The 24678-nt window shown below is 34.0% G+C and carries 33 protein-coding genes and 2 pseudogenes; all 35 read left to right on the top strand.

The window, feature by feature from the left end; translation table 11 throughout:
- The first annotated feature begins 203 nt into the window (after positions 1 to 203).
- The gene (locus tag MPTP_RS10380) at positions 204 to 290 is read left to right on the top strand and encodes a putative holin-like toxin (protein ID WP_221293899.1); all 87 of its coding nucleotides are present in this window, start codon (positions 204 to 206) and stop codon (positions 288 to 290) included.
- Between the two features lie 235 nt (positions 291 to 525).
- The gene (locus MPTP_RS06445) at positions 526 to 1035 is read left to right on the top strand and encodes a terminase small subunit (protein WP_013774288.1); all 510 of its coding nucleotides are present in this window, start codon (positions 526 to 528) and stop codon (positions 1033 to 1035) included.
- Between the two features lie 65 nt (positions 1036 to 1100).
- Positions 1101 to 2353 (top strand): annotated as a pseudogene (locus tag MPTP_RS09150) (PBSX family phage terminase large subunit).
- 16 nt (positions 2354 to 2369) lie between these two features.
- Positions 2370 to 3926 (top strand): phage portal protein, encoded by a 1557-nt coding sequence (locus MPTP_RS06430; protein ID WP_013774284.1) that lies wholly within the window; start codon positions 2370 to 2372, stop codon positions 3924 to 3926.
- A 2-nt stretch (positions 3927 to 3928) separates the two neighbouring features.
- Positions 3929 to 5065: pseudogene (locus MPTP_RS06425) on the top strand (phage minor capsid protein).
- A 110-nt stretch (positions 5066 to 5175) separates the two neighbouring features.
- Positions 5176 to 5547: a phage scaffolding protein gene (locus MPTP_RS10440; RefSeq protein ID WP_013774281.1), complete on the top strand. Its 372-nt coding sequence runs from the start codon at positions 5176 to 5178 to the stop codon at positions 5545 to 5547.
- A gap of 9 nt (positions 5548 to 5556) precedes the next feature.
- Entirely contained in the window at positions 5557 to 5754 is a 198-nt protein-coding gene (locus tag MPTP_RS10435; protein WP_013774280.1) for a hypothetical protein, read from the top strand.
- A gap of 11 nt (positions 5755 to 5765) precedes the next feature.
- Entirely contained in the window at positions 5766 to 6635 is an 870-nt protein-coding gene (locus MPTP_RS06415) for a hypothetical protein (protein ID WP_013774279.1), read from the top strand.
- Between the two features lie 66 nt (positions 6636 to 6701).
- Positions 6702 to 6869 (top strand): hypothetical protein, encoded by a 168-nt coding sequence (locus MPTP_RS10005; protein WP_013774278.1) that lies wholly within the window; start codon positions 6702 to 6704, stop codon positions 6867 to 6869.
- 12 nt (positions 6870 to 6881) lie between these two features.
- Complete coding sequence (locus MPTP_RS10000) at positions 6882 to 7091, top strand: hypothetical protein (RefSeq protein ID WP_013774277.1); 210 nt, start codon at positions 6882 to 6884, stop codon at positions 7089 to 7091.
- Positions 7088 to 7438 (top strand): putative minor capsid protein, encoded by a 351-nt coding sequence (locus MPTP_RS06405; protein ID WP_013774276.1) that lies wholly within the window; start codon positions 7088 to 7090, stop codon positions 7436 to 7438. Before MPTP_RS10000 ends, MPTP_RS06405 begins: the two co-directional genes overlap by 4 nt.
- A complete protein-coding gene (locus MPTP_RS06400; RefSeq protein ID WP_013774275.1) occupies positions 7439 to 7792 on the top strand; it encodes a minor capsid protein in 354 nt (117 codons plus the stop codon). It begins immediately after the preceding gene.
- A gap of 106 nt (positions 7793 to 7898) precedes the next feature.
- Positions 7899 to 8198, top strand: coding sequence for a minor capsid protein (locus tag MPTP_RS06395; RefSeq protein WP_231849633.1), 300 nt, complete (start codon positions 7899 to 7901; stop codon positions 8196 to 8198).
- Positions 8195 to 8716 (top strand): phage tail tube protein, encoded by a 522-nt coding sequence (locus MPTP_RS06390; protein WP_013774273.1) that lies wholly within the window; start codon positions 8195 to 8197, stop codon positions 8714 to 8716. The genes MPTP_RS06395 and MPTP_RS06390 overlap by 4 nt, the downstream gene beginning before the upstream one ends.
- Before the next feature lie 305 nt (positions 8717 to 9021).
- The gene (locus MPTP_RS06380; RefSeq protein ID WP_013774272.1) at positions 9022 to 9327 is read left to right on the top strand and encodes a hypothetical protein; all 306 of its coding nucleotides are present in this window, start codon (positions 9022 to 9024) and stop codon (positions 9325 to 9327) included.
- 136 nt (positions 9328 to 9463) lie between these two features.
- Positions 9464 to 10081, top strand: a complete 618-nt coding sequence (locus tag MPTP_RS06375) for a Gp15 family bacteriophage protein (protein WP_013774271.1) — start codon at positions 9464 to 9466, stop codon at positions 10079 to 10081.
- Positions 10082 to 12019: a tape measure protein gene (locus tag MPTP_RS06370; protein WP_013774270.1), complete on the top strand. Its 1938-nt coding sequence runs from the start codon at positions 10082 to 10084 to the stop codon at positions 12017 to 12019.
- Positions 12020 to 12502: 483 nt separating this feature from the next.
- Positions 12503 to 14359: a transglycosylase SLT domain-containing protein gene (locus MPTP_RS09140; protein WP_158309120.1), complete on the top strand. Its 1857-nt coding sequence runs from the start codon at positions 12503 to 12505 to the stop codon at positions 14357 to 14359.
- The gene (locus MPTP_RS06360) at positions 14359 to 15183 is read left to right on the top strand and encodes a phage tail family protein (protein WP_013774268.1); all 825 of its coding nucleotides are present in this window, start codon (positions 14359 to 14361) and stop codon (positions 15181 to 15183) included. The genes MPTP_RS09140 and MPTP_RS06360 overlap by 1 nt, the downstream gene beginning before the upstream one ends.
- Before the next feature lie 12 nt (positions 15184 to 15195).
- Complete coding sequence (locus MPTP_RS06355) at positions 15196 to 16572, top strand: phage tail protein (protein WP_013774267.1); 1377 nt, start codon at positions 15196 to 15198, stop codon at positions 16570 to 16572.
- Positions 16572 to 16820, top strand: a complete 249-nt coding sequence (locus MPTP_RS06350; RefSeq protein ID WP_013774266.1) for a hypothetical protein — start codon at positions 16572 to 16574, stop codon at positions 16818 to 16820. Before MPTP_RS06355 ends, MPTP_RS06350 begins: the two co-directional genes overlap by 1 nt.
- Positions 16810 to 17502, top strand: coding sequence for a phage baseplate upper protein (locus tag MPTP_RS09135; protein WP_013774265.1), 693 nt, complete (start codon positions 16810 to 16812; stop codon positions 17500 to 17502). Before MPTP_RS06350 ends, MPTP_RS09135 begins: the two co-directional genes overlap by 11 nt.
- Positions 17502 to 17963 (top strand): hypothetical protein, encoded by a 462-nt coding sequence (locus MPTP_RS06340; RefSeq protein WP_048590192.1) that lies wholly within the window; start codon positions 17502 to 17504, stop codon positions 17961 to 17963. Before MPTP_RS09135 ends, MPTP_RS06340 begins: the two co-directional genes overlap by 1 nt.
- Before the next feature lie 19 nt (positions 17964 to 17982).
- Positions 17983 to 18357, top strand: a complete 375-nt coding sequence (locus MPTP_RS06335; protein WP_013774264.1) for a hypothetical protein — start codon at positions 17983 to 17985, stop codon at positions 18355 to 18357.
- Complete coding sequence (locus tag MPTP_RS06330; protein ID WP_013774263.1) at positions 18347 to 18493, top strand: XkdX family protein; 147 nt, start codon at positions 18347 to 18349, stop codon at positions 18491 to 18493. The genes MPTP_RS06335 and MPTP_RS06330 overlap by 11 nt, the downstream gene beginning before the upstream one ends.
- A 37-nt stretch (positions 18494 to 18530) precedes the next feature.
- Complete coding sequence (locus MPTP_RS06325; protein ID WP_013774262.1) at positions 18531 to 18773, top strand: hemolysin XhlA family protein; 243 nt, start codon at positions 18531 to 18533, stop codon at positions 18771 to 18773.
- A 1-nt stretch (position 18774) separates the two neighbouring features.
- Complete coding sequence (locus MPTP_RS06320; RefSeq protein WP_013774261.1) at positions 18775 to 18969, top strand: phage holin; 195 nt, start codon at positions 18775 to 18777, stop codon at positions 18967 to 18969.
- 5 nt (positions 18970 to 18974) lie between these two features.
- Complete coding sequence (locus tag MPTP_RS09995) at positions 18975 to 19739, top strand: peptidoglycan amidohydrolase family protein (protein ID WP_268765909.1); 765 nt, start codon at positions 18975 to 18977, stop codon at positions 19737 to 19739.
- Positions 19740 to 20360: 621 nt separating this feature from the next.
- On the top strand, positions 20361 to 20960 hold the full coding sequence (locus tag MPTP_RS06310) for a Panacea domain-containing protein (protein ID WP_013774259.1): 600 nt from the start codon (positions 20361 to 20363) through the stop codon (positions 20958 to 20960).
- The gene (locus tag MPTP_RS06305; RefSeq protein ID WP_041363488.1) at positions 20950 to 21234 is read left to right on the top strand and encodes a hypothetical protein; all 285 of its coding nucleotides are present in this window, start codon (positions 20950 to 20952) and stop codon (positions 21232 to 21234) included. Before MPTP_RS06310 ends, MPTP_RS06305 begins: the two co-directional genes overlap by 11 nt.
- Positions 21235 to 21612: 378 nt before the next feature.
- Positions 21613 to 21846: a competence type IV pilus major pilin ComGC gene (gene comGC, locus MPTP_RS06300; RefSeq protein WP_013774257.1), complete on the top strand. Its 234-nt coding sequence runs from the start codon at positions 21613 to 21615 to the stop codon at positions 21844 to 21846.
- Positions 21843 to 22247: a competence type IV pilus minor pilin ComGD gene (gene comGD, locus MPTP_RS06295; RefSeq protein ID WP_013774256.1), complete on the top strand. Its 405-nt coding sequence runs from the start codon at positions 21843 to 21845 to the stop codon at positions 22245 to 22247. The genes comGC and comGD overlap by 4 nt, the downstream gene beginning before the upstream one ends.
- 16 nt (positions 22248 to 22263) lie before the next feature.
- A complete protein-coding gene (gene comGF, locus MPTP_RS09440) occupies positions 22264 to 23028 on the top strand; it encodes a competence type IV pilus minor pilin ComGF (protein WP_050978177.1) in 765 nt (254 codons plus the stop codon).
- On the top strand, positions 23025 to 23363 hold the full coding sequence (gene comGG / locus MPTP_RS06285; protein ID WP_268765908.1) for a competence type IV pilus minor pilin ComGG: 339 nt from the start codon (positions 23025 to 23027) through the stop codon (positions 23361 to 23363). The genes comGF and comGG overlap by 4 nt, the downstream gene beginning before the upstream one ends.
- A gap of 279 nt (positions 23364 to 23642) precedes the next feature.
- Positions 23643 to 24650, top strand: coding sequence for a class I SAM-dependent methyltransferase (locus MPTP_RS06280; protein WP_013774253.1), 1008 nt, complete (start codon positions 23643 to 23645; stop codon positions 24648 to 24650).
- Positions 24651 to 24678 lie beyond the last annotated feature (28 nt).

Here is a 24678-nt window from a genome sequence, read left to right as displayed (position 1 = left end):
AAGAAAAACAATTAGCCTGGAAAAAGAATGTTGATGATTTGAAAATGTATTACGATAAAAACTTTAAGCAAAAATTGAGGTAGTATGATTACAAATCTTATTGTATAATATTTATGTAGAAAAGTGAAAAGATGGTGGCTAGTCTCTTGAATAAAGGGGTGATGCCTATGGTTATAGAAGTTACCCCTAGAAAGGATTAACAGTTGTCAGTATATGAAGCATTATCACTAATGATTGCTTTTGCAACATTAGTGTTGCTGATTATTGACGAAAAAAGACCAAAAAAATAACCATCTTATAACTTTAGCGAGTTAGATAGTTATTTTTAAACATTTAACGAGCCACCGTCTTTTTAACGGTTCTACAAGGGCGTGTTTCCAGCACGTCCTTTTTATTTATTATAGCATGCAAATAAAGAAATTCAAATATATTATTTATTGGGTGATTTTTATTTTGTGTATAACAATATAAGCCTTAGCAAATGCTAGGCTTTTTTATTTCTAAAAGAAAGGCGGTGGTCAGTTTGTGGAAGACTTAACACCAAAACAACAAGCATTTGCAGATGAATATATTATGAATGGTGGTAATGTTACACAAGCTGCCATCAAAGCAGGATATAGCAAAAAAACAGCTGCAGTTATAGGGTTTGAAAACCTTAAAAAACCTAAGATTATTAAATATATAAATAGTAAGATGAAACCAATTGAGAAAAAGCGACAATTTGGTGTCGAAGACGCGTTGAATGCTTTAATCGATATATTGCAAGGTAAGACTATGGAAGCACGTAGTAAACAAATAGATCATTTAAAAAATAATAAATTAGTGAAAGATATGACCTATAGTTATACTCCAGATTTGGAAAGTAGAATTAAAGCATTAGACTTATATTTTAAATATACGAGTCCTCTTTTACGTGCTCAAATTGATAAAACAGTTGCAGAAGCATCTATTGCTAAAAATGAGGCCCAAAAATTATCTGTTGGTGAGGATAAGATAAATTCAGCATTTGATGATGATATAGGGGGAGACCAATGAAAATGAAAATGACTGGATTGATTAATCCCCATTTTTATAAAATGTGACTAACGGACAAGCCTTACATCATTTGTAAAGGTGGTAGCGGCTCATTTAAATCATCGACCATTAGTTTAAAACTTGTAGCAATGTTAAAACCTTATATACAAGACAGAGAACGGGTAAGCATCATTTGTTTGAGAAAAAATGCTGCTTATTTAAGGGATTCTTGTTATCAGCAAATTAGTTGGGCGCTTAACGTATTAGATGTAGCAGAAGAATTTGAATTTAGAGTAAATCCAATGAAAATTGTGCATAAAATCACTGGTACAACCTTTTACTTTTATGGAGCAGATGATCCGCTTAAATTAAAATCCAACATTGTGGGAAATGTAATTGCTATTTGGTTTGAAGAAGTAGCAGAATTTAAGAGTGCTTAGGACTTAGACCAAATTTATCCTACATTTATCCGGCAAAAACCTAAAAAGGTGAAGAAACGTAAAGGAAAATATGATGAGGTAAAAATATTTCATTCTTACAATCCGCCAAGAAATCCTTATGATTGGGTAAATGAATGGGTAGAAAATAAAAAAGAAGATAGTAGTTTTTTTATTGATCATTCTACCTATTTAGATGATGAATTAGGGATCAATGATGAACAACAATTAAAATTGATAGAAAACTATAGAGCAAATGATGAAGATTATTATAAATGGCTTTATATGGGTGAAGTAATAGGATTAGGAACAAATGTTTATAACCTGGCTCATTTCCATCCGATATCATCAATCCAAAACGATGATTATATTGTGAATATTTATTTTGCAATGGATACCGGGCACCAGGTATCGGCGACAACCTGTAGTTGTTATGCTATTACTCGGAAAAAAATGTGATCTTGTTAGATACGTATTATTATAGTCCGGATGGTAAAACAAACAAAAAACCACCTAGTGAACTGTCGAAAGATATACATGATTTTGTGGAACGCCTACAAGGACAGTACGATAGATACGGTTATCGCTTTACAATGGATAGTGCAGAGGGAGCTCTGAGGAATCAATATTATAATGATTACGCACTATGGTGGCACCCGGTAAATAAAAGTAAAAAATCAACGATGATTGATCACATGCAAAGTCTCCTCGGCCAAGGACGTTTTTTTTATTTAGATTTGGACTCAAATAAAATATTTGTTGAGGAACACAAAACGTATCAATGGGACGAAAAAACTATACAATCAGATGACCCGAAAGTAATCAAAGTAGACGATCATACATGCGACCAATTTCAATATTTTGTGATGGATAATTTGAGAGACTTAGGGCTTAAATGGTAGATGGTAGGTGAAAAATATGCCTCTTTGGCAAACAATTAAGCAATGGCTTTCGAAGGCAGGCGATATAAATATGCAAGAAACTCTAGAACTAGCAAAAATAACCGATCATCCTAAAATTGGGATCGATACACAAGAATATATAAGAATCAACGAAAACATGAAGTACTATGCAAATATTTACCCAGATGTCCAATATAAAAATAGCTATGGGCAGGATAAAAGGCGATCGTTTAACCCCTTAAACTTAACCAAAACAGCTGCTCGACGCTTAGCAAGTATTATCTTTAACGAAAAATGTGAAGTGGTTTTAGATGTTGCCGAAGAGCAATCGATAGACAAAGAGACATTGGCAAAAGCTAATGAGTTTTTGCAATCTGTGTTGATAGACAACAACTTTTTCAATTTACTTGAACTGAACCTAGAAAAAGGAATTGCTCTTGGTGGCTTTGCAATGCGACCTTATATAGATGCAAAAGGCAAAATAAAAATATCTTGGATAAGAGCTGATCAGTTTTATCCGCTACAATCTAATACAAATGAAATTTCTGAGTGCGCCATTGCAACGAAAAAAACAATAACTATAGGAAATAAGCAATATTATTATACACTACTCGAATTTCATGAATGGGAAAATAATGCGTATATTATAGAAAATGAGCTGTACAAGTCAGAAAGCCCTGAAACAGTCGGGAAAAGAGTTCCATTGGCTGAAATCTATGATGATTTAGCTGATACTGTCAAGTTAACTGGATTACAGCGACCACTATTTACTTACTTTCGGACGCCAGGGGCAAACAACAAATCACTAGAAAGCCCATTAGGCATGGGAATTGTTGATAATTCACGAGAAATCCTTGATCAGATTAATCTGACACATGATCAATTTTCATGGGAAATACAAATGGGACAACGTAGAGTGATAGTCCCGGCTGAATGGCTCCGAGTGAATGAAAATGATCCTGCACGTCCAATGTTGTTTGACACTGCCCAAAATGTATTGATGGGTATGTATGGCGATTCCTCCCAGACAATCGGGATAAAGGATGTTACGACAGCTATCCGGACCGTACAGTATAAAGACGCCATTGATCATTGGATAAAAGAGTTTGAAGTCCAAATTGGCATGTCAACGGGATCTATGAGTTATGCAGATGATGGGCTTAAAACGGCAACGGAAGTTGTTTCGGATAATTCAATGACTTATCAAACACGCTCCAGCTATCTAACAATGCTCGAAAAAGCATTGGATGAATTAATACATGCGATATTTGAGCTTGCAGGGTATAAAGATCTATTTCCAGATAAACAGCCATCGTTTGAGCTGGTTGATGGTACTTACCAAGTATCTGTTCATTTTAACGATGGCCTTTTTGTTGATAAGAATAAACAGTTGGATGAAGATTTGAAAGTATCCTTAGCGGGTATGATGCCTAAAAAAGAATTCCTGAAGCGCAATTTCGGTTTGTCTGATGAATCAGCGGAAGAATGGTTGACCGCTCTAAAAGAAGAGCAGCAAGAAGAAAAAACGCCATCAAACCAACGAGAAGATGCGCTACTGTCAAGTGGTGATTGATCATGCTGACTCCAGAAGATATGCAAAATCAAGCAGATAAGATTAGTAATATTTATTCAGCTCTGGAAGATTCTATTTTTAAGCGAATTATTCAAGTGCTAAATAATTCTGGATATTCCGAAGTTAATCAAGAAAATGTCTTGCTTTGGCAGGTAGAACAGCTTAAAAAAATGGGCATGCTGAATAATCAAGTCATTGAATTGTTGGCAAATTAAACCAAAAAGAGCCAAAAGGAAATTGAACAACTTATCCAGAGTCACGGCTATACAATTGTTAATCAAGTCGACCAACAACTAGAAAAAATAATGCACAAAGAAGTACCTGTGACAAAAGAAATTGAAAACATGCTGGATTCCTTAGTCAATCAAACGTTCTTAGACTTGAATAATAATGTCAATCAAACACTCATCACAACAAATTATGGTGAAAATCGTGCTTCAAGAGTCTTTCAAGAGATCGTTAAAAAGAGCACTTTAGAAGTGTTAAGCGGACTTAAAACGCATGAAAAAGCAATCAGAGACAACGTCTATAAATGGGTAGATAATGGAATTAATTCCGCTTTTATCGATCGTGCAGGGCACGAGTGGAGCATGGAAGCATACACCCGCATGGTGATTAATACAACGAGCCACAGGACTTACAACGACTTAAGGTTGAAACGGATGAGTGACTTTGATTGTGTGACAGCTAGAATGAGCAGCCATGCTTGTGCTAGAAAAGCTTGTGCTTACATTCAAGGGCAAATAGTCAATGTCGTACCTATGAATGATGAGCGAGCCAATGATCATTATGACAGCATTTATAATCACGGATACGGCGAACCAGACGGCACACAGGGGATTAATTGCAAGAATATTCTTTACCCATCTTTACCTGGTGCAAATACAAATAATGAGTCGAAAATTGATCCAAAAGAAGCAATTAAAAATGGTGAAATACAACAGCAACAGAGGAAACTTGAACGAGATATACGATACAGGAAGAAAAGATTGCTAGCAGCTCAAGAGTTAGACGATGAAATTATGCAAAGCAAATGTAAAGCTGTTATTTTGGCTAAGCAAAAAACTTTACGTGAATTGATTAGTAGTCATGAGTTCTTGAATCGCGATTACAATCGAGAAAAAATACAATCAAGCTGAAAAAGCATTAGCAAAATTACTAGTGCTTTTTATTTTGCCCTGAACATGGCGTAAAACTGTTTGTCTATGTGAGGCAACCACGTAAAAAGCGTATAGAGGAGGAATCAACCATGGATTTTAAAGCATTTTTGTTAGAACAAGGAATATCAGATGAACAAGCAATTGCAGTTATTGATGGAATGGCTGAAAATAAGTTTTTTCTGGCTAGTGAAGAAAAGTTAGATGAACGCTATGAGAAGTTAAAACAACAAAAAACAGAGTTGCAAAATGATTTAACTGCTGCTAATACTCTCGTAGACGATCTTAAGAAATCTAGCAAGGATAGTCAAGGACTTCAAGACAAAATCTCTTCTTACAAAAATCAGATAGAAGAATTAAACCAGCAACGTGAACAAGATCGTAAAGAATCAGCTATTGAAATGGCTTTAAAAGAAAACAAAGCTAAAAATACTAAAGCAATTAAGGCATTAGTTGACTTATAAAAAGTTCAATTGTCGGGAAATGGGCTTGAAGGATTAGACGATCAGCTGGAAAAAATCAAAGAAACAGATGCTTACTTATTTGATCAGGAAGAAAAGCCTGAACCTACGAAACAAGTGTTATTTGAAGGAAATCCCAGTGGAACAAGTGATGGCAATGAATTAACTATGACACAAAGAATTGCCCAACGTATGGCGGGCAGAAATTAGGAGGAATTACAATGATTGTATTAGATCAAAAAGATTTACAAACGATTGATGAAGAATTTGCTGCTGACTCTCAACTGTGGCAACCATTACAAGGAGGAGCCAAATCTATATCCGCAGCTGATTTTGATGGCGTTAAAACAGTGCGTGTAAACAAAATGAGTGGCTTTGCAGATGCTGTTACTTACAAGCGCAATGAAGACAACGAGCGCAAAAATATTAGTATTGATAAAACACCTTATGAATTAAAACAAGAAGATTGGATTGGCTATGATCTAGACAAACTAGATATGTCAGAAAATGGCGCTTATACTGGACAAAATTTAGTCGAAGAACATCAAAGATTAATTACTATACCACACAAAGATAAATATATGGCACAAAAAATATTTGAAAATGCAGGGAAAAAAGTAACAGATACTATTGATGCTAAGAATGCTTTATCCGCTTATGATGATGCGGAAGAATATATGCTAGATAATGAAGTCCCAGGAGGATTTGTCATGTTTGCTTCTGCTGCCTATTACAAGGCATTGAAAAATGCGGATGGTGTCAGCAAAACATTTACCACAAATCAAATGCAAATCAATGGCATTGATCGACGAGTTGCACAGTTAGATGGTGGGGTCCCTATTTTAACTGTATCGAAAGATCGTATTCAAGGAATATCAATTCCAGACACAGTGAATTTCTTTTTGCTGCCTTTGTCTGCTGTTGCCCCAATCACAAAATACAACACAATTGACGTAATCACAGATGACACAGACAGAAACGGCTACCGAACCACTATTAAAGGGCTATCTTACTATGATATTGTCGTATTTGAGAATGCTAAAAAAGCTATTTATAGTGCTACAACACCTGCACCTAAACCTAAACCCTAAGATCGCCCGTTATGACTCGGGCGCGACTTATACAAATAAGAATATATATAGTTAGGTCGTGAGAAGATGTATCTAACATATGAAGAATATAAACAATTAGGCTTTTCAAAGCTGGATGAAAGTAGTTTTAGCGCAGTAGAAGCTTATGCAGAGCGCTACCTAGATATGATTACTACTGATTTTTACACAGTCCATGAATTAAATGAAGATACTTTTCTATATCGGAAAAAGTAATTTAAAGAAGCAATGGCTGTGCAATGTGACTATTTACATTTGGCTGGTGTATCTATCCAAGAAGCAATATCACAAGCACCTACATCTATTAGTATTGGGGGGACACATTTGGAATTGCCGAACTCTGTGTCTAGTACGGTTGGTAGTACAATGGTTTGCGTAGAAGCTTATCGCTTGCTATCTCGTACAGGTTTGCTATATAGAGGAGTTGGCAGCAAATGATCCCTAGGGTGTCACGTGCGTTTTGCAATCAGACAGTCACGCTTAAAAAAATTAAGCCAGACACTGACGAATGGAACCGGCCAACCTTTGAAGCGTCTATAACAATACAAAATGTCATTGTACAACCACAAACCATTTATTCTGGTAATAATAACGATCGCCAAATCATTGCAAATGCAGTGATTTATTTTTTTGCTGGCATATCTACACCTGATTGTGTTTTTACAAAGGATTCTATGGGATCTCTAATCACTTTTGAGGATAGTGAATATGTGATTAAAACAATTGTTGATAATAGTGATCCATTTTCCAATGAGCTGTATTCCTATGAACTGGAGGTGCTATAAATGGGTGTGAAAATCCATGTAGATACAAAAGAAGTCCAACAGATAGCAATGATGAAAAATATGAATCGCTCTGAATTTGCGTTGATTAATCAAGTGCACGCAGACATGAATTTATATGTGCCAAAAAAAGAAGGACACTTAAGAGATGATTCTTATGCGCAAGATATGAGTATTTACTATCCATTGTCTTACGCAAAAGCTCAGTTTTATGGTGGATTTACAACAAAAAATGGCAAAGAAGTCCATTTTACAAACTATACGACGCCAGGAACAGGAAAGCGCTGGGACTTAAAAGCGAAGGCTAATCACATAAGGGCATGGAAGCAAGCTTTTCTGAAAGGTGGGAATTGGTAATGGATTTGACAGAACGCTTAGTGGAAGCAATTAATGCAACGGATGGATTACCATTAGAATGTAAAATCGGATTTCTAACAAAAAAGAAATATTATGCCTTTATTCCTTGCCTGGTGGTCGGACAATCAATGAAGACTGGGCAGGAAATAAAGAGCGAGAAGGTATTTTTGAAGTTGGCTTTTGCACGAAAGATCAAAAACTAGCAGATCAAGTCCTATGGGAAATTGCTAATCAGATAGATATTATACAGGATAATCATATGTTGATTTCAGCTGATGATAGTTTCCAAGTGGAGACAATTGAACTAACAGGTACGCCATTTGTATCAGAACAGGATATACAAGGGTATAGTACCTATTTACTAAACATAAAAATTACTTATTTACAAAGGAGCAAAAGACAATGACACAATTAAAAAAACCGATGAACTATGAAACAACTATTAGCATTGATGTATTGGGAAATAAAACTTTAGATGATATAGAAAAAGCTCAATGGGCAAAACTGTGGGAAGGGATCAGCTCAATTACTCCTGCAGCGGGAGATACACAAACATCTAATTCTTACTGGTCTGATCAAGGATTAACCACCACTCTTGTTACTGGTAAAAAAGTTACTTTTTCCGTCAGTGGAAATCGTGTAATTGGTGATCCAGCGCAAGATTATATTGCATCTAAATTTTGGGATATTGGGGACGCGGTAGATACTCTAATTAAATGGGACAGCTTGGAAGGTACATCTATTGTAGCTAAGGCAACATTAACTACGATTTTACCATTTGGCGGAAATGCCAATGCTTTACCTACTTTTTCATTCCAACTAGAAGTAAATAGACAACCGAAAGTATTGAAAAATAAAGACAACGTGCAATATGACAATCCAGATATAAAATACAACACACAAGAAACATATGGAAATAACTAGGAGGGGTTACCATAAAAGCTGTAAAGGTAAATGCAGGAGATGAAATCAAAGCAGAACATGTCAATAATATCATTGATGATGTTGTAGCAACGGATGAAAAAATTAGTAGTATCCCAGCTGGTCCACAAGGACCTAAAGGAGATACAGGTGAAACAGGAGCAAAGGGTGTAGATGGATTAAGCGTTAAGGCATTAGAGCTAACAGAAGATACTGCTGGTAAAATAACTGGCGGTAAAATGACCTTAAGCGATAACAGTGTTATTGATGTAACTGTGACACAAACTAAATAAAGGAGTTATTAAAAGATGAGTGTTATTAATTTAGACCAACGTATTACTACAGAGAAAGTGTTTGTTATTGGCGGGAAAGAACGCCATGTGATGATAAATGATGATATGGTGAGCTTTGTGACTGAATCTACTGCTGCTGCTGCATCTATCCAGTATGACTTAAATAAAAAAGTAGAAGCTCTCGAAGAACTAGAAAAAACAGGAAAAGAACTAGACATCTATAAAGAAAGTAAGGCAGTGATTGAAGAAATGACAGAGTCACTGCGTGATGTTACTTGGAAATTTTTCGACTCCCTTTGTGGAGAGGGTACAGGCAGATAGCTCTATAACTATTACCATAAAAGCACACAAGCTATGCTTGCAGTTATGCAAGCTCGTCGAACAAGAAATGGATGTAGCTAAGAAAGAAAATAGAGAAAACAAACGAAAGAAATACCAAAAAAGCCGGTGATAAATCATGTTATCGTTAACTGAGCCTTTGCATGATGAATTAATTTACAAAGGACATCGACTTACTTTAGACTTATCTTTTGATGTTGTTTTATTATGGTTTGATTTGCTCGACAGCGACCTGACAGAAGGGGAAAAAATTCAACAAGGATTTGACAACGTCGTGCAATCAGCGGCGTTGTTTACTTTAGAAGAAAAAGCAGAAATTTTGCAACAGACAATGGATTATGTGTTAGAACCCACATACGGGCAAATGGAAGAAAATACTGTTTATAAGCAAACGCCGGTAGATAAAACACGTTTTTTTTCCTATTCTAAAGATGCAGAAGCTATTTATGCATCCTTTTATAAAGAATATAAGATAGATCTAGTCAAAGAAAGAGGAAAACTACATTATCTGAAATTTTCAGCACTATTAGATGGTTTGTCTGAGGAATCATATTTTAAACGAATTATAAAGATACGTAAGGCAAACCCGGCAGATTATGAAGGAGAAGATCTAACAGAATTAATTCAAGCACAACAATATTATGCACTGGATGAAAAGATTACTACAGCCAATCTAAACCAACAAATGGGGAACATGTTTGATTTAGTTTCCGTGAAAGCGAAAGAAGGTGAATAGATGGCAGCAGATAGTGTTATACAAATTGACTTATTATTAAATGGTAAAGAAGCTTTTTTATCTGATATCCAATTAATTAATGATTTGCTAAAAAAACTTGGCTTACAAACGGCTGATAAAATGGATGAAGCCTTCGAGCAACAAGCGAAAGGACTAAAACAAGAAGCCCATGAAACGAAAGAACAAGTAGATGATACATTTGCTAAGCCATCGAAAGCAAAGTTTGAAGCAGATACCAGGAATGTTGACGAAAAATTAACTAAGGAACAAGAAAAATTTGTTGAGTTTTCCAAGGATAAAAAAACTAAATTAGTCGCTTTAGCGGAAAAACAGGGCGTCCATCAATTTGAAACTATCTTGAAAGAACTACCTCACGAAAAGAAAGTAGAACTGAAAGCCAAATTAGAAAAAGGCGAATTTATTGACTTCAAGGAACTTTTAGCAAGTTTGCCTAAAGAGAAGAAAATAAAGCTTGAAGCAGATACCAAGAATGTTGAAGAAGCGACAAAAAGGGTATCCAAAGAAGCAAACGAAACTAAAGGACATTTTACTAATCTAAAAGACATTATAGCTGGAACGTTTGCTGGTGGACTAATTACCATGGGAGTGCAAAGCCTTGTTGGTGGATTGAAAAATGCAGACGCCGCTGGAATGGAATACAACAAAGAACAAGATACCATGAAAACAGTTTGGAAATCATTGACGGAAGAAACGCCTAAAGATGGTAAACAGCTAGTCGGTTTTATTAATGATGTATCCAATCATAGTATTTATGCATCAGATTCTGTTGATAGGATGGCACAATCCTTTTACCATGTACACGGTAACGCTGAAGAAACGAAAAGATGGACAACGAGTTTAGTTGCTTTAGGATCTACTTTACATATGACAGATGATCGAGTAGCTGAAGCAGGGGAAACATTTTCTAAAGTTATGGCAAGTGGTAAGGCTGGTGCTCAAGATATTTATATGATGATTAATCGATTTCCTATGTTTGGTGAAGCTTTACAAAAAGTTACCGGGAAAACGATGGAGCAATTGTATCAGTTGTCAGCTAAAGGAAAATTAACAAGTGCCGATTTCGGTAAGGCTATGGATTACTTAGGCAACAAATATAAAGATGGTACTAAAGAAGCCATGATATCTATGCAAGGCATGGGTATGTATATCTCAAAACGCTGGCAACAATTGTGGGGCGAAGCTGAGACTACAACCTTTAACTCTAGTAAGCGTATGTCTAAATCCTTAGAAAATCTCTTAAGTGATAAGCAGATAACAATTTATGCCACAGCCTTATCTACTGCTTTTACTGGTATCCTAGACTGGGTAACTAAAATTATGGACTATTTGGATAAACATAAGAAAACAATTTTAGATATCATAGGTAATATTAAAACGATTATCGGTATATTTGCAAGTACCGTTTGGTCAACGATTAAAGATATTGTTGGTGATATCGCTGGAGTTTTTGGTCAATTATCCGGTAATGCAGGTAAAAGTCAAGATCCGCTAAAAAATGTGGACAAAATTTTGAGTGAGATATCTAGTCACGCAGGAGCAATACAAGCATTAGCTAAAGTCTTGCTGGATCTATTTGCAATAAAAAAAGCATCTGATTTTGCTGGTGCCTTAAAAGATGTTGGTAAAAATTTAGGATTATTGCCTAATGAGGCTGGACAGCTTGGGTTGCTTGGTAAAGCTTTTGGTAAACTAAAGGATGGTGCAATTGTTGCAGCAAAAGCTATAAGTGGTAAGTTGTTAACAGCTTTTAAAATCTTAGGAGGTGTTTTAGTCGATAATCCTATACTTTTAATTGCAGGTATTATTATTGGTATTGGAGTTGCTTTTTACGAGGCATATAAACATATTAAACCATTTCGTGACGCTGTTGACCAAGTGGTTAAAAGTATTAAAAATTTTAGTGGTACCATAATCTAGGATGCTAAAAAAGCACTTGATTGGGTAAAAAATAATTGGAAAGAGATTGGAATGTTATTTGTTAACCCTATTGCAGGCATAGTTGCACTACTTTATAAAAATAATTCTGGGTTTAGAAAATGGGCTAATGATATTATTAAAAGCATTATAGATGGCTTAAAGTCTGGATGGACTAATATTACTGAATGGATAGGTAACGTCAAAAGAACTATATCTAAAGATATTAATAGCCTTCTAGCACCAATTGTTAAAGGAATTCAAGAATTTTCGAAGCCAATTATTAAAGTAATACAAAAAATTTGCAAAGATGTAGGTTTAATACTAGAGGTCGGTTTTTGGCTAATATGGGGACCCATTCGTTTGCTTGGGCAGCAAATAGAAAAAGGAATCAGGAAGCTTTGGAAATGGGTACAGCCTTATATATCTAAAGCAGTTAACACTGTTGGAGATATCATTGGTAAGTTAGTCGGAGTAATACAAGGCGTGTGGAATAATTTAAATAAAATCACGCAAAAGGCTCTAAATGTTTTTGGGAAGTATATAGTAGATCCAATAAAGTCGGCTACGAATAAAGCTCGCGATGCAATAGATTGGTTAAAAAATAGAACCATCGACATTTTTAATGTATTAAGTAAAGCAACAAAAAAGGTTTTTGATACCTTAAAACGTTACATTATTAATCCAATAAATGATGCAAAGAACAAAGTTATCTCTCTTGCCAAAAACATATGGGATAGTATAGTGAACCGTTTTGATTCTCTGTGTCAAGAGACTAGTAAAATTTGGCAGAAGATTAGGCCTATGATTATCACTCCTATAACTGATACATGGCATAAAGTTACAAAAGTAGTTGCAAATTTATTTGATGATGTTATAAAATGGTGGGATCGTTTAAAAGATGGGACCGTAAAAAAATGGGATCAAATGCTAAGCTATGTCACTGGTATACCTAAGAAAATGGGAGATGCGCTAAAGAATGGTGCTCATTGGGTTGGTGATGGAGCTAAGGCTATTGGTAATTATATGATTGGTAAAATTGGAGATGGTGTAAATGGCGTTATTGGTGGTATCGATTGGGTATTAGATAAAGTACATGCTCCTAAATCTGTCCGCTTACCAAAATGGAAGGTGCCACAGTTTGCCACTGGTGGCACTCATGGTGGTGGCTTAATGATGGTAAACGACGGAGAAGGTCCTGAGCTTATAAGGCATCCTAGCGGGAAAATGGAAATACCAAATGGCAAAAATGTTATTATGCATGCAGAACCAGGTACTCAGGTGCTTAATCACCAACAGACAAAAAATTTTGCACAATTGATAGGTATACCTATGTATGCTAATGGGATTGGTAACTTTTTCGGCGGTATATGGGATGGACTAAAAGATATAGGTGAGGATGTTGCAACTGCTGTTGCTCATCCGATTAAATTTGTAAAAAAAGCTATTGCTAAACATGTCAAACTTTCAGCTACTCATCCAGTTTTAGATATTGCAATCGGCGGAGTTAGGACAATGGCAGATGGGACAATGGATTGGATAAAAAAAGTCATTAGTAAATTTGGTAACAAACTATTGGACTTTGATGGTGTTGGAAAAATGAATGCTCCATCCGGTTCAGGCGTACAACGCTGGAAAGATTTAGTGATAAAAGCACTTAAAGCCAATGGACTATCAACTAGTGAGGCAATGGTTGCTAAAATACTACGACAAATTGCAACAGAATCCGGAGGCAACGAAAATGCTCGGCAACCTGGTACAGATCCAGACGGAGACGGAAGTGGTCCGGCTTTAGGACTGATGCAGACTAAGCGGAACACATTTAATGCGTACAAATTCCCTGGGCATGGCAATATTTTTAATGGCTATGATAGCTTATTAGAAGGATTAAAATATGCTAAAGCCCGTTATGGTAGTGATTTAAGCTTTTTGGGTCAAGGGCATGGATATGCTAACGGCGGTTGGGCAGATCGGCCAAGTATCTTTGGTGAGATAAAAAATGAGCCAGAAGTGGCCATCAATCCTAAACGTGGTACAGCAGATCACCTAATCGTGGAAGCTATACAAGCACGTGCGAAAGAAGCACCAACAAGTTTTAGTGGTAAGATGATGCACTTTGCAGCACAAGCGCAACAATCAAGATATCAAGCGGTTGGTGTACCTTACCAAGCGAATTACGCTCAGACTACTCAAATGGTAGGTCAGTCTACTCAAAATAATGGAGATATACATTTTAAAATAGCCTTAGATAATGGTGAAATTTTTAAGGCGCAGTATCCATTACACAGAGCTATGCAACAGCACGAAATCATACTAGAGCAAGCAAAAGGAGCTGGGATTTAATGGCAGATTCAGTAGTAATTGAGCGGCAGGATGGCACAACGTATACACTTGAGCAATTAGGCATGAGGGTTATTTCTTTTAATCCTCCAGGCCCTAATATACAGCACACTTTCCAATCGTTGGGAACTTACAAAAATCTGTGGACAGATATGCATGTGCAACGGCTCACTATCCCATTGATATTTGATGTATATGCCATAGACAACTATGACTATGAGTTGCAACGATTAAAAGTCTTGGAAATTTTTAGGAGTCACGAAGAATTTTATGTTTATACTACTCGCACTCCTTATCTAAGATGGCGTGTAGTCGCAGAAAGTTTTGCTTATCCACGAATGGCTAATTATTGGTTGGCAAATAATGTAAGTGTAAATCTCGTTTGTGCTACAGGTTATGCAGAGACAGTACAAACTACTTTAGATCCATTTACATTTGATCGTAATACATGGGGACTAGACTTAGGTGTAAATTTAGCAGATCCTCCACAGTACACATTTACAAATCAAAATAAAGTCACTTTTATCAATTTGGGTGCTATTCCATTATTGTGCGAGCAGCATCCAGTAATCATTAAATTTATCGGTAATGTCTCAAAACAATTGACTATAAAAAATGATACAACAAATCAAACATGGACACTTAACCGTAAACTAACAAAAAATGATCAGTTGATTATTAATGGTATGGTGCCTGTGGTTAATAATACGATGGTTTTTGAGCAATGTAATCATAGCTATCTAGATTATTCAATCGGGAAAAATCAAATCGAAATTAGTGGAGCAACAGACTTTTCAATTTCTTTTGAAACTAGGTTTTACTATTAGAGGTGAAAATATATGCTTGTTTTTGAAGACATCCTAGGAACTGTAGCTCCTGCCTACGTCGAAAATGTAGAAGAGGTCGAAACGTTAAATGAATTTGGACAATTAAATTTTACGATGCTTGACAGGAAAGAAAATAAACTGGCTTATCAATTGTTAGTACCAGGTACAAAAATAACAGTTCCTGAGAGTAACAATCATTACAAAATTAGTACAAATAACGGTGCAAGTATTGGTAAGTATAAGCAGCGGACAATTACTGCATTATCCATTGACCGTGATTTACATGCACATTATATAGATCAGGTGTTAAAAGGTAGTCAATCGTTAGAATCTTGTTTAAATTTCATACTTAAGGGCACAGGATTTACTTATACTCTGTATGATTCATACACCCATTATGCTTTTTCGGAGGACTTTGGAAATGGTTATGCAGATGAATTGTTAATGAGCCAATTAGCCAAAGATTCCAATTTTGATTTCCGTTTTATTAATAATCATATTAATATTTATAAAACTATTGGCCGAAAAAATCGCTTTTTATTTATTGATGGAGCAACCATTGCTAAAATTTCTGAGTCTACAGATTATACGACGATTACAACCCATATTAAAGGCAGTGGGAAACAAGATGATAAAGGGAAGCCTTTAGTAAGCGCTGAATATACTAGTCCTCAAGCCAAAGATTTTGGGATCATCGATGCTCAATTTATCCAAGATGATCGATTTACAGATCAAAAAAGTTTGTTAAATTATTTAAAAAGCCAAATACAAGATTATCCCAAGGTGCAATATACAGTTGAGAGTAGTACTTTTGATCAAGCAAATGCATGGCAAACAAAAAAATATCAGGTAGGGGATTACGGCTTTTTGAGGGATCGTCATGATGTGGATATGGAAGTACAAATTATTGGGATAACAAGTTACCCACAACAACCGCAGCAGGGTAAAAAACTAACTTTCGGCAATAAGCAGTTAAGTTTAGCACAAATAACGACTCAGTTACAAAAGGCAAAAGACTCAACAAAAAAATATCTAAATCAAATGGATGCAGAATTAGACAGTACTAAAAAAGATATCCAAAAGGCTGCAAAAGGAAATGTAACAGGAGAAGTAGTCAAGGAAAAATTAATCCAGTTGACTGCGCCAATAGATGTACCCTCTCTTTCATTGCAAACAGGAGATCCTTACTGGGTTATTACTACTGCAGAGGGTGTAAAAGGGCCGGAAAAAACGATTACAAAAATTGCTCCAACATATGATGTAGCAACTGAGGATAAAGAAGGATTATTAAGCAAAGAAGACAAAGCAAAATTAGATAAATTGGATTTAGATGATATAAAAAATAGATTAGAAAAAATAGAAAATCAGCTTAAAGAGGAAGAAAAATAATGACAAAATTAAACGAAAACTTGCCTCTTGGTCCTAGAGAAATGAGGAACACGTTAAACAACAATTTCCATTTGATCAACGAGGAATATGATTTTGTAAACAAAAAAGAACTGGAAAAGCTTGTAAAACAATATGCAGGTGAGGAAATAAATAAGTACAACGAAAAAATACAATATCAAATACAACATATCATTGTGCCACCTACTAATCACATAAACACAAAGGAAGTGAAAAAATATGGGCTATGATTTATATTTTGACTTAAATAAAAATCAAACAGAGCAACCCTCACAACAACTAATCACTGCTAGAGTTGGCGATGGTGGACTACGAGCAATAACAGTTAAAGTCACAGAAAATGGGATTGATAAAAATATTAGCGGTATGACACCAGTTTTTGAGGGACTGACCGCAGATGGTCATCATATTATAGACAAAGGAAACAGTCTTGTTTTAGACCCTCAAAGTGGTGTGTTTAGATATATTCCGCCAGAAGAGGTTTTTGCAGTAAAAGGCAATTACCAACAAGCCTTTTTTAAATTGATGCGAGGCGATCAAACAGACAGCACTCTGGAGTTTACAATTAATGTCATGGATAACAAGGTTGAGTTTGGCATTAACAGCAAGGATTATGTATCCGACTATCAATTGTTAGTACAACAATTACAGCAAGAGCACGACCGTGCAAAACAAGACTTAACAGACAGCTTTAATAAATATTTAAATGATCTGAAAAAAGTGAACCAAGATTACGCAGACTCGATATCCGCTGAGCAACAGTCATTAAAAGATTTAATCACAAAAACAGATGAGTTAAAAGCGCAGATTGCTGATTTAGATATTGTTAAAAATGTAGATTATAAAACTAAAATGGCTGAGATAGATGGGGTACTTGATAGTGCAGTGTACGTTAAGGAGGCTGATAAATAATGGATACTAAATTGTTAACAAACAAGAACGGTAATACATTTTACCCAAAAACGAATGTCAATGCTGTAGATGGGTTGGATACAAAATTAGATGGATTAGATTCAAAATTTAGCAACATTAATAGAGGCAATCAAGTGTGGGCTGGAGCTGTGTATTTATCTGACACACAGATAATTACGCCAAGTATTACGCTGGATAATTGCCCGATTGGATGGCTGGTGTTATATCAGCCCTATGATAGTATTGCTGGTAAAACGCAATCGTATGATTTTAACTATGGGATTATCCCAAAAACACATGCCAGGGATTTTAACGGTATCACGCTTGTCCATCATTTGGAAGTGCTAGATGGCACGGGATACAACAAATGTCTCTATGTAACTAATAAAACTATCAAGGGGCACCGGACGAACATGATAAAGTATGGCCATTATGTTACAACAAGAGTTTATGCAATTTAAAAAAGGAGGAAAAAGATTTATGAATGTATGGATCGAGAATCAGATAGGCTACCTTGATGGTTATTCTTTGATTGCGCAACCAGATTTAATAAAAATAACAGTAGACAAAGAGCCAACAGATTTTACCAATTGGCGTTGGGATGGTATAAATCTTATACATGATGCTGATAATGCGCCATTGCCAACACCACAACCACCTGACGATGTTGATTTATTAAAACAGCAAAATGCTAAGTTAGTTTTAACACAAACGAATATGCAGAAACAACTAACCGACACACAAACACAATCAACAAACATGCAAAAACAGTTAGACCAATCCAACAAAATGGTAGCCAAATTAATGTTAGAGATTGAGCAACTAAAAAAAGGAGACGATAAGCATGCAAACTAACTTTCCAACGGCAACAGACATCAAATTATATTACGATTGGAATTGCTATACCGATGAAGATATTAAGACCTATGTACAACTAGGCACGATTACACAAGACGACTACAAAATGATTACAGGTAAACCATTTAGCTAAGCTAGATGGTTTTTATTTTAGGAAGTTGGTGATAAAAATGCCAGAAGCAGAGGAAAAATGGCAATATGAAATTCTTGAACGCCTAGCGCGAATTGAAGAAAATACGAAAAATTTAGATACAGTATCTGAAAATGCTAGGACAGCATTAGCAAAATCAGAAGAAAATACTAGAGATATTGAAGAAATGAAAGAAAATCAAAAATGGACTTGGCGAACAGTTGTTGGCATTGGTGTATCTATTTTTGTTTATTTAGCTACTACTTACTTAGGGAGGAAATAGAATGAATAACAAAACGTTCGATTATTTAAAATGGATCGCTATTGTGGTGATCCCAGCACTAGGCACCTTTGTTGGTGTTGTTGGACAAGCATTTAATTGGTCACAAGCAAGTTTAGCAGTAACGATCATTGCGGCATTTGGTACATTTTTAGGAACCATCCTTGGTGTGTCACATGTCAATTATAAAAATAATTAAAAGTCATCTATAGTATGGAAAATCGTTATGGTCCTAATTCCTATGATTGTTCTAGCTCAGTGTATTATTCCTTAATTGCTGGTGGATTTTTGCCTGAACAAAATATTATTGGAAATACTGAAGGTTTGTTTGGTGATCTTGAAAGACATGGATGGCAACAATTAAAAGCAAGCAACGGCTATTTTGATACTCATAGGGGGGATATTTTTATCTGGGGTGACAGAGGATCAACAGCTGGCTCAGCTGGTCATACGGGCATCTTTGTTGATAATGATAACATCATTCATTGTAACTATGGCTATAACGGAATTACAGTGAACAATCATGATACAATTTGGGGATATAATGGAAAACCAACAATCAATATTTACCGCTATGGAGGTGGTACACCAACATCACCTAAACCTAATCCACCTGCAAATGATGTAGATTATATGAGAAAGTATGGACAGGTACGTTGGAATCAAAAAATAATTAAGGTAGATGACCATACTCGTTTTCAAGGCATACTACAAGTGATTAGCAATGAATTAAGTGGACTTACACCTTCCAATCATACAACAGACACTGAATGGCTTAATAATGGTGTACCTATGGCAGGTATTAGTTGGGCAGATGGCACGCCTAATAGTTCCACTGAGGGGAAAACCTTTCGCTTTGATCAAGATGTAATGAATATTGTTGATTATGATGTACCAAGTAATGGAATTGCTGTTATGGTAGCCGGTTATAAAGTTTGGGTAGATGCTACATTTGCTCGTAAAGCATAAGTTTTCTATTTGTAAAAATACGCATTTTTATAAATAGAAAGCAGGTTATTGCATTTTTGTATGAAAAATTGCGTGTTTTTATAAAATTGAAAGAAAATTATTGCTGGGTAATTTATACGAGTGAATTTATCTCTGAGTGAGATTATTTGGTTAAGTATGTATGGGAAAGAGCATTTGATTTATGGATAGGTAGATTGTACAATAAATATAGATAGAAAAATTTATTCGGGATGAAAACGCCTAGAAACATAGTGACATAAGCGCACATTAAAGAGGAGGTAGGTTAATTACTTTCTCCTTTTTATTTATATGAGATTATTCTATAGGATCGTTTTATAAGCTGTTTACCCCAGTGCCTCACAATCGTTGGCTAGCAATAGAAAAACTAATATAGTCTGGCAAAGGCTGCTATCAACAAAATAAAACCCATCTCTTTATGAGGTGGGATTTTGGTTAAATTTAAATAATATTTGGATTTTTAGTAAAGGTATCTCAGTATAATAAAGATAGAACTAGAAGTGATAAGATCAAATTTTAGGTAACATAATTTATATTCTTTGTCAATATCTTGACAAAGATAATATGATATATTAAGAGATAACTATAAAAGGAGGAAATTTTATGAGTACTCAAAAGTTATCAAGAGGTACTGATTATGAAACAAGTATTTATAATCAAAGACCTTATTTAGCTATATATGTAGCTGATTATATAATAGATTTGTGTGATCAAAAAGGCATTGAAATAAACAATTTAAAACTTCAAAAAATTATGTATTATTTACAAGCTAGGTATTTGATTGATACTGAGAAGCCTTTATTTGATGAAAATATTCAAAAATGGAGATATGGACCAGTCATCCCGTCTGTTTATCATGAGTATAAAGATAAAGGTGCAGCAAATATAGATAAAAAAGATATTGGATTTATTGTAAGGGATCCAAAAGAAAATGAGGTTGCAAATTTCCTAGGTTACTATTTTAAGGAAGAGTATACATCTGAAATGATTATAAAAGAAGACAGAGAAGTAATAGGAGAAGTAGTCAATGCTTTAAAAGATTATACAGGCTTTGATTTAGTAAAATTTACGCATGAACAAAGTATTTGGCATGAGTATAAAGATAAAATATATGCTGGTGTTAAAGAATTAGAATACACCAATAATGAAATAAAACAATATTTTAAAAAAAATACGAAAGAACGTATATGGAATGTTAGCTAAGCCAAGTAAAGAACTAATTGTTAATACACTATTCCAATCTCCTGAAAGCCTAGGAAGCAAAGTTAATTTGGAAGAGTTTTATGAGCAACTTTGTTATACGATAATAGAAATTTTTTCTACAAGTAATGGTACAATAGGAGGATTTCCTTATAGTGTGGTAACTGAATATGTATATAGTCATGAGGAGCATGAATCAGAATATAATGAAGTTGCATTGCATAATCTAGATGAATTAAAGAATTATTGTACTAATAAGAATGATGAAAAATTATAGTATCATTTGTCTTATTTAAAATTTTTAAAAATCCATATCCATCAAAAGCTCTTTTCAAAAAAAGATTCATTTATAAAAGGTTCATTAACTAAAATTGATGATCTAAGAGAATAACAAGTATTAATAGGTATTAAACCAATAAAATCCCATCTCATCAGGAGGTGGGATTTATTTTTATTGATTAACAGGGGCACTTGTGATTTTAGTCATGAGTGTCCAAGTCACTTTATTTGATAAATTTCAATATTTTTTATCAAATAGATTATTTTGTATTAAGCTTTCTATATATACTAAACAATTAATTTTCCCTATTTTTTTCAAAATAAAACTCCCTCAAAGGAGGGAGAATGATAAGTATATTTACTATCATTGATTGAAATGCTCATTGTTTTGCTTATTCTTTCTGTTTTAATTTTGTTATTTGTTCCAAATCTAGCAAAACAAAAAGAAACAATTGATCAAAAAGGAAATGAAGCAATTGTTAAAGTTATTGAAGCACAAATGGAATTATATGAATTAGACAAAAATGTAAAACCTTCTGCTGAACAATTATTAACGGAAAAATACATTACTAAAGATCAATATGAAAAATATCAAACAGCTAAAAAATGAAACAAAAAAAGATGCAATATTTAGGATTTACGCTTTTAGAATCTTTGATCGTTTTATTTATTACTAGTACATTATTAGCTTTTCCAACATTGATGATCAAAGCATGGCAAAAAAACCTAGCTGTCCATCAATTTTTCAATACATTTGAAAAGCGTTTAATTTTTACGCAACAAATGGCAATTTTGCATGATTATCCGACTTATATGAAACAACTGCTAAGATTTGAATCTAATAACAAACCAGTAGATAATCATTCGTACCATTTAAAATTACCAACTGTTTTGTTTGGTAGTGGTCCGGCTATTATCAAATTTAATAGTAAAACGGGAAACAATGGTCGATTATCTAAATATGTTTTTCGTTGGTTAGATAAAAAACAAGAAATTAGTTACCAATTTTAACTTGGGAGTGGGAGAATTGTCAAAAATAGAAAAGAAAAATAAGAAGCAATGTAATTGTGGCTATATATTTATTGAAAGTCTATTAAGCTTTATAGTTATGTGTGTAATTATTAGTACACTTCTTCAATCTACCTTATTTTTATTAAAAAAAGAAGAAGAACAAACAAAGCAGTTAGAACTTGCTCGTTTATTATATGAGGAAAGCCAGTTATTTTATGTAAATAATAAGGTAAAACATAAAACATTCAAATTAGGAGAAGAAAAATATAATATTCTATGGCAGATACAAGATAAAAAAACAAAAAAGCTACAAATAGATAATAATAAAAGGAATATAATTATTGAAAAAAATCCCCCTAGCACAAAAGGATTCGCCTTATTTGAATGTTTAATTGCATTGTTTATTTTATCTATCCTTTGTCTGCTTTTTACCTCGACAATTAAGTACGTAGAAACAAGCAATCAGCAATTATTAAACAAAAAAGAAAAAGAATGGCAAGTTTTTTTAATTCAGTTAGAAAATGAGTTAAAAGATTGTACGTATATTGAGTTATTTCCTAGTAAAGTTAAATTTAAAAACAATACAACAGAACATACTGTTTGGATAGAATATAAATCAAAAAACATAGTGAAAATTGATAATGGTGGGTACCAACCCTTACTTACAGGATTATCTTCAGCTACTTTTACGAGCAAATTACCACAGATAGAGATAAAAGGAAAGTTTTCTAATAAAAAGAAATACCAAGGCAGAATTCTTGTTAAGGAGGAGGAAAAATAAAGACAAAATGGCATAGAGGAAGTACTTTAATGACAGTATTACTTTTTTTTACATTATTTTCATTTTTATTAATGGTAACAATTGAAAATTCCAAATTATCTAGCCAATTTTCAAAATATTCAAGGGATTACTACCTTGCTCATACAATGATTCATTTTCTAATGATTGATTTGCAACAATATAAGTATAAACCAAAAGCAAAAGAAGAGATGAATTATTCTGAAGGGGTGCTTTTCTATCATTATTCTAATAATCAATTAGAGGTAGAAGTAAAACTTTTTCACTTACCTAAATTATATAAAAAAACAATCTATTATAATCAAAATAACAAATAATTTAAGACAAATTATAGAAGAATAAATATTCTTTTTTTATATTGAAAATACGAGGAAATAATAAGAAAAAGTTTTGTATCTGTTATAAATAATGAATGGAATGATCATATAAATGACTAATTATAATTTTTTGAATAGGAAAAATTTTAATTAATTCGATAAACGTTATCCAAATTTCAGAGAATCTAATAAAATTGATTGATTATTTTAATCTTTTTCGTTAAAATAGAACAGGTATTGAGGTTGTTATAGTTTGAAAGAGAAAGTAGAGGTGTTTGTTTGTCCACTAATAAAATAGAAGAAGCTTTTCAGTTAACAGAGAAAGCAATTAACTTATTGAAAAATGCTTTGAATGTTTCTTATTTAGATGCTTATATAGAAAATGGCGAAAATTTATTAGACAATTACCAAGCAGAAAATCTTACTGCTGAATTAACAGAAGAAACTAGGCAATCGTTAAATAAAATTTATCAGCAATTTAAAGCATTAGAATTAACTGCTGAAGAACTGCGTAAATTATCCCAACTAATTCTATTAAGAGGAATGAAAAGTGAACCATTACAGCCAAATCATCAACTAACACCAGATAGTATTGGTATTTTGTTCGTTTATCTATTAGAACAATTAGCTGATAAAACAAAACCACTAAAAATCTTAGATATCACCTCAGGAATGGGAAATTTATTGTTGACTGTTATACTTAATTTATTGTCTGTTGGATATACAGTTGAAGGCTTTGGTGTTGATAATGATGAAACATTACTAGAGGTTTCAGCTGTTACAAATGGAATAACTTCTGCACCTATTCAACTTTTCCATCAAGATGGACTACAAGAGCTTTTAATTGATCCTGTTGATATTGCAATGAGTGATTTGCCAATAGGATATTATCCTGATGATGAAAAAGCTAAACAATTTACAACTGCGTCGAAAACAGAACATAGTTATGCACATCATTTATTAATTGAACAGGCAATGCACTATGTAAAACCTGCTGGCTATGGCTTATTTTTGGTTCCTGCTAATATTTTTGATACTAAGCAAAGTCATTTATTAAAAAATTGGTTGCAAGAGAATGTTTACTTACAAGGAATGATTCAATTACCTGAAGAATTATTTCATAGTAAACAATCACAAAAAAGTATTCTATTCTTACAAAAACATGGAAATTCAGCACAACAAGCTGAAGAAATATTATTGGTTAGATTATCATCATTAAAAGAAATCAGTAATATTACAGAATTCTTTAAACAATTTGAAGCCTGGAAAACTTCAAATTTTAAATAAAATTATTATAGATAAAGAGGAGAAAAAA

This window comes from Melissococcus plutonius ATCC 35311 (genome assembly GCF_000270185.1).
GTDB classification, from domain to species: Bacteria; Bacillota; Bacilli; order Lactobacillales; family Enterococcaceae; genus Melissococcus; species Melissococcus plutonius.
This window is presented reverse-complemented; position numbering and strand designations above follow the sequence as displayed.

Bases quoted from the DNA above. Each gene is read 5' to 3' on its own strand.
- MPTP_RS06430 (WP_013774284.1), top strand. From the start codon at position 2,370: ATGCCTCTTTGGCAAACAATTAAGCAATGGCTTTCGAAGGCAGGCGAT.
- MPTP_RS10440 (WP_013774281.1), top strand. From the start codon at position 5,176: ATGGATTTTAAAGCATTTTTGTTAGAACAAGGAATATCAGATGAACAA.
- MPTP_RS06415 (WP_013774279.1), top strand. From the start codon at position 5,766: ATGATTGTATTAGATCAAAAAGATTTACAAACGATTGATGAAGAATTT.
- MPTP_RS10005 (WP_013774278.1), top strand. From the start codon at position 6,702: ATGTATCTAACATATGAAGAATATAAACAATTAGGCTTTTCAAAGCTG.
- MPTP_RS10000 (WP_013774277.1), top strand. From the start codon at position 6,882: ATGGCTGTGCAATGTGACTATTTACATTTGGCTGGTGTATCTATCCAA.
- MPTP_RS06405 (WP_013774276.1), top strand. From the start codon at position 7,088: ATGATCCCTAGGGTGTCACGTGCGTTTTGCAATCAGACAGTCACGCTT.
- MPTP_RS06400 (WP_013774275.1), top strand. From the start codon at position 7,439: ATGGGTGTGAAAATCCATGTAGATACAAAAGAAGTCCAACAGATAGCA.
- MPTP_RS06390 (WP_013774273.1), top strand. From the start codon at position 8,195: ATGACACAATTAAAAAAACCGATGAACTATGAAACAACTATTAGCATT.
- MPTP_RS06380 (WP_013774272.1), top strand. From the start codon at position 9,022: ATGAGTGTTATTAATTTAGACCAACGTATTACTACAGAGAAAGTGTTT.
- MPTP_RS06375 (WP_013774271.1), top strand. From the start codon at position 9,464: ATGTTATCGTTAACTGAGCCTTTGCATGATGAATTAATTTACAAAGGA.
- MPTP_RS06370 (WP_013774270.1), top strand. From the start codon at position 10,082: ATGGCAGCAGATAGTGTTATACAAATTGACTTATTATTAAATGGTAAA.
- MPTP_RS06360 (WP_013774268.1), top strand. From the start codon at position 14,359: ATGGCAGATTCAGTAGTAATTGAGCGGCAGGATGGCACAACGTATACA.
- MPTP_RS06355 (WP_013774267.1), top strand. From the start codon at position 15,196: ATGCTTGTTTTTGAAGACATCCTAGGAACTGTAGCTCCTGCCTACGTC.
- MPTP_RS06350 (WP_013774266.1), top strand. From the start codon at position 16,572: ATGACAAAATTAAACGAAAACTTGCCTCTTGGTCCTAGAGAAATGAGG.
- MPTP_RS09135 (WP_013774265.1), top strand. From the start codon at position 16,810: ATGGGCTATGATTTATATTTTGACTTAAATAAAAATCAAACAGAGCAA.
- MPTP_RS06340 (WP_048590192.1), top strand. From the start codon at position 17,502: ATGGATACTAAATTGTTAACAAACAAGAACGGTAATACATTTTACCCA.
- MPTP_RS06335 (WP_013774264.1), top strand. From the start codon at position 17,983: ATGAATGTATGGATCGAGAATCAGATAGGCTACCTTGATGGTTATTCT.
- MPTP_RS06330 (WP_013774263.1), top strand. From the start codon at position 18,347: ATGCAAACTAACTTTCCAACGGCAACAGACATCAAATTATATTACGAT.
- MPTP_RS06325 (WP_013774262.1), top strand. From the start codon at position 18,531: ATGCCAGAAGCAGAGGAAAAATGGCAATATGAAATTCTTGAACGCCTA.
- MPTP_RS06320 (WP_013774261.1), top strand. From the start codon at position 18,775: ATGAATAACAAAACGTTCGATTATTTAAAATGGATCGCTATTGTGGTG.
- MPTP_RS06310 (WP_013774259.1), top strand. From the start codon at position 20,361: ATGAGTACTCAAAAGTTATCAAGAGGTACTGATTATGAAACAAGTATT.
- MPTP_RS06305 (WP_041363488.1), top strand. From the start codon at position 20,950: ATGTTAGCTAAGCCAAGTAAAGAACTAATTGTTAATACACTATTCCAA.
- comGC (WP_013774257.1), top strand. From the start codon at position 21,613: ATGCTCATTGTTTTGCTTATTCTTTCTGTTTTAATTTTGTTATTTGTT.
- comGD (WP_013774256.1), top strand. From the start codon at position 21,843: ATGAAACAAAAAAAGATGCAATATTTAGGATTTACGCTTTTAGAATCT.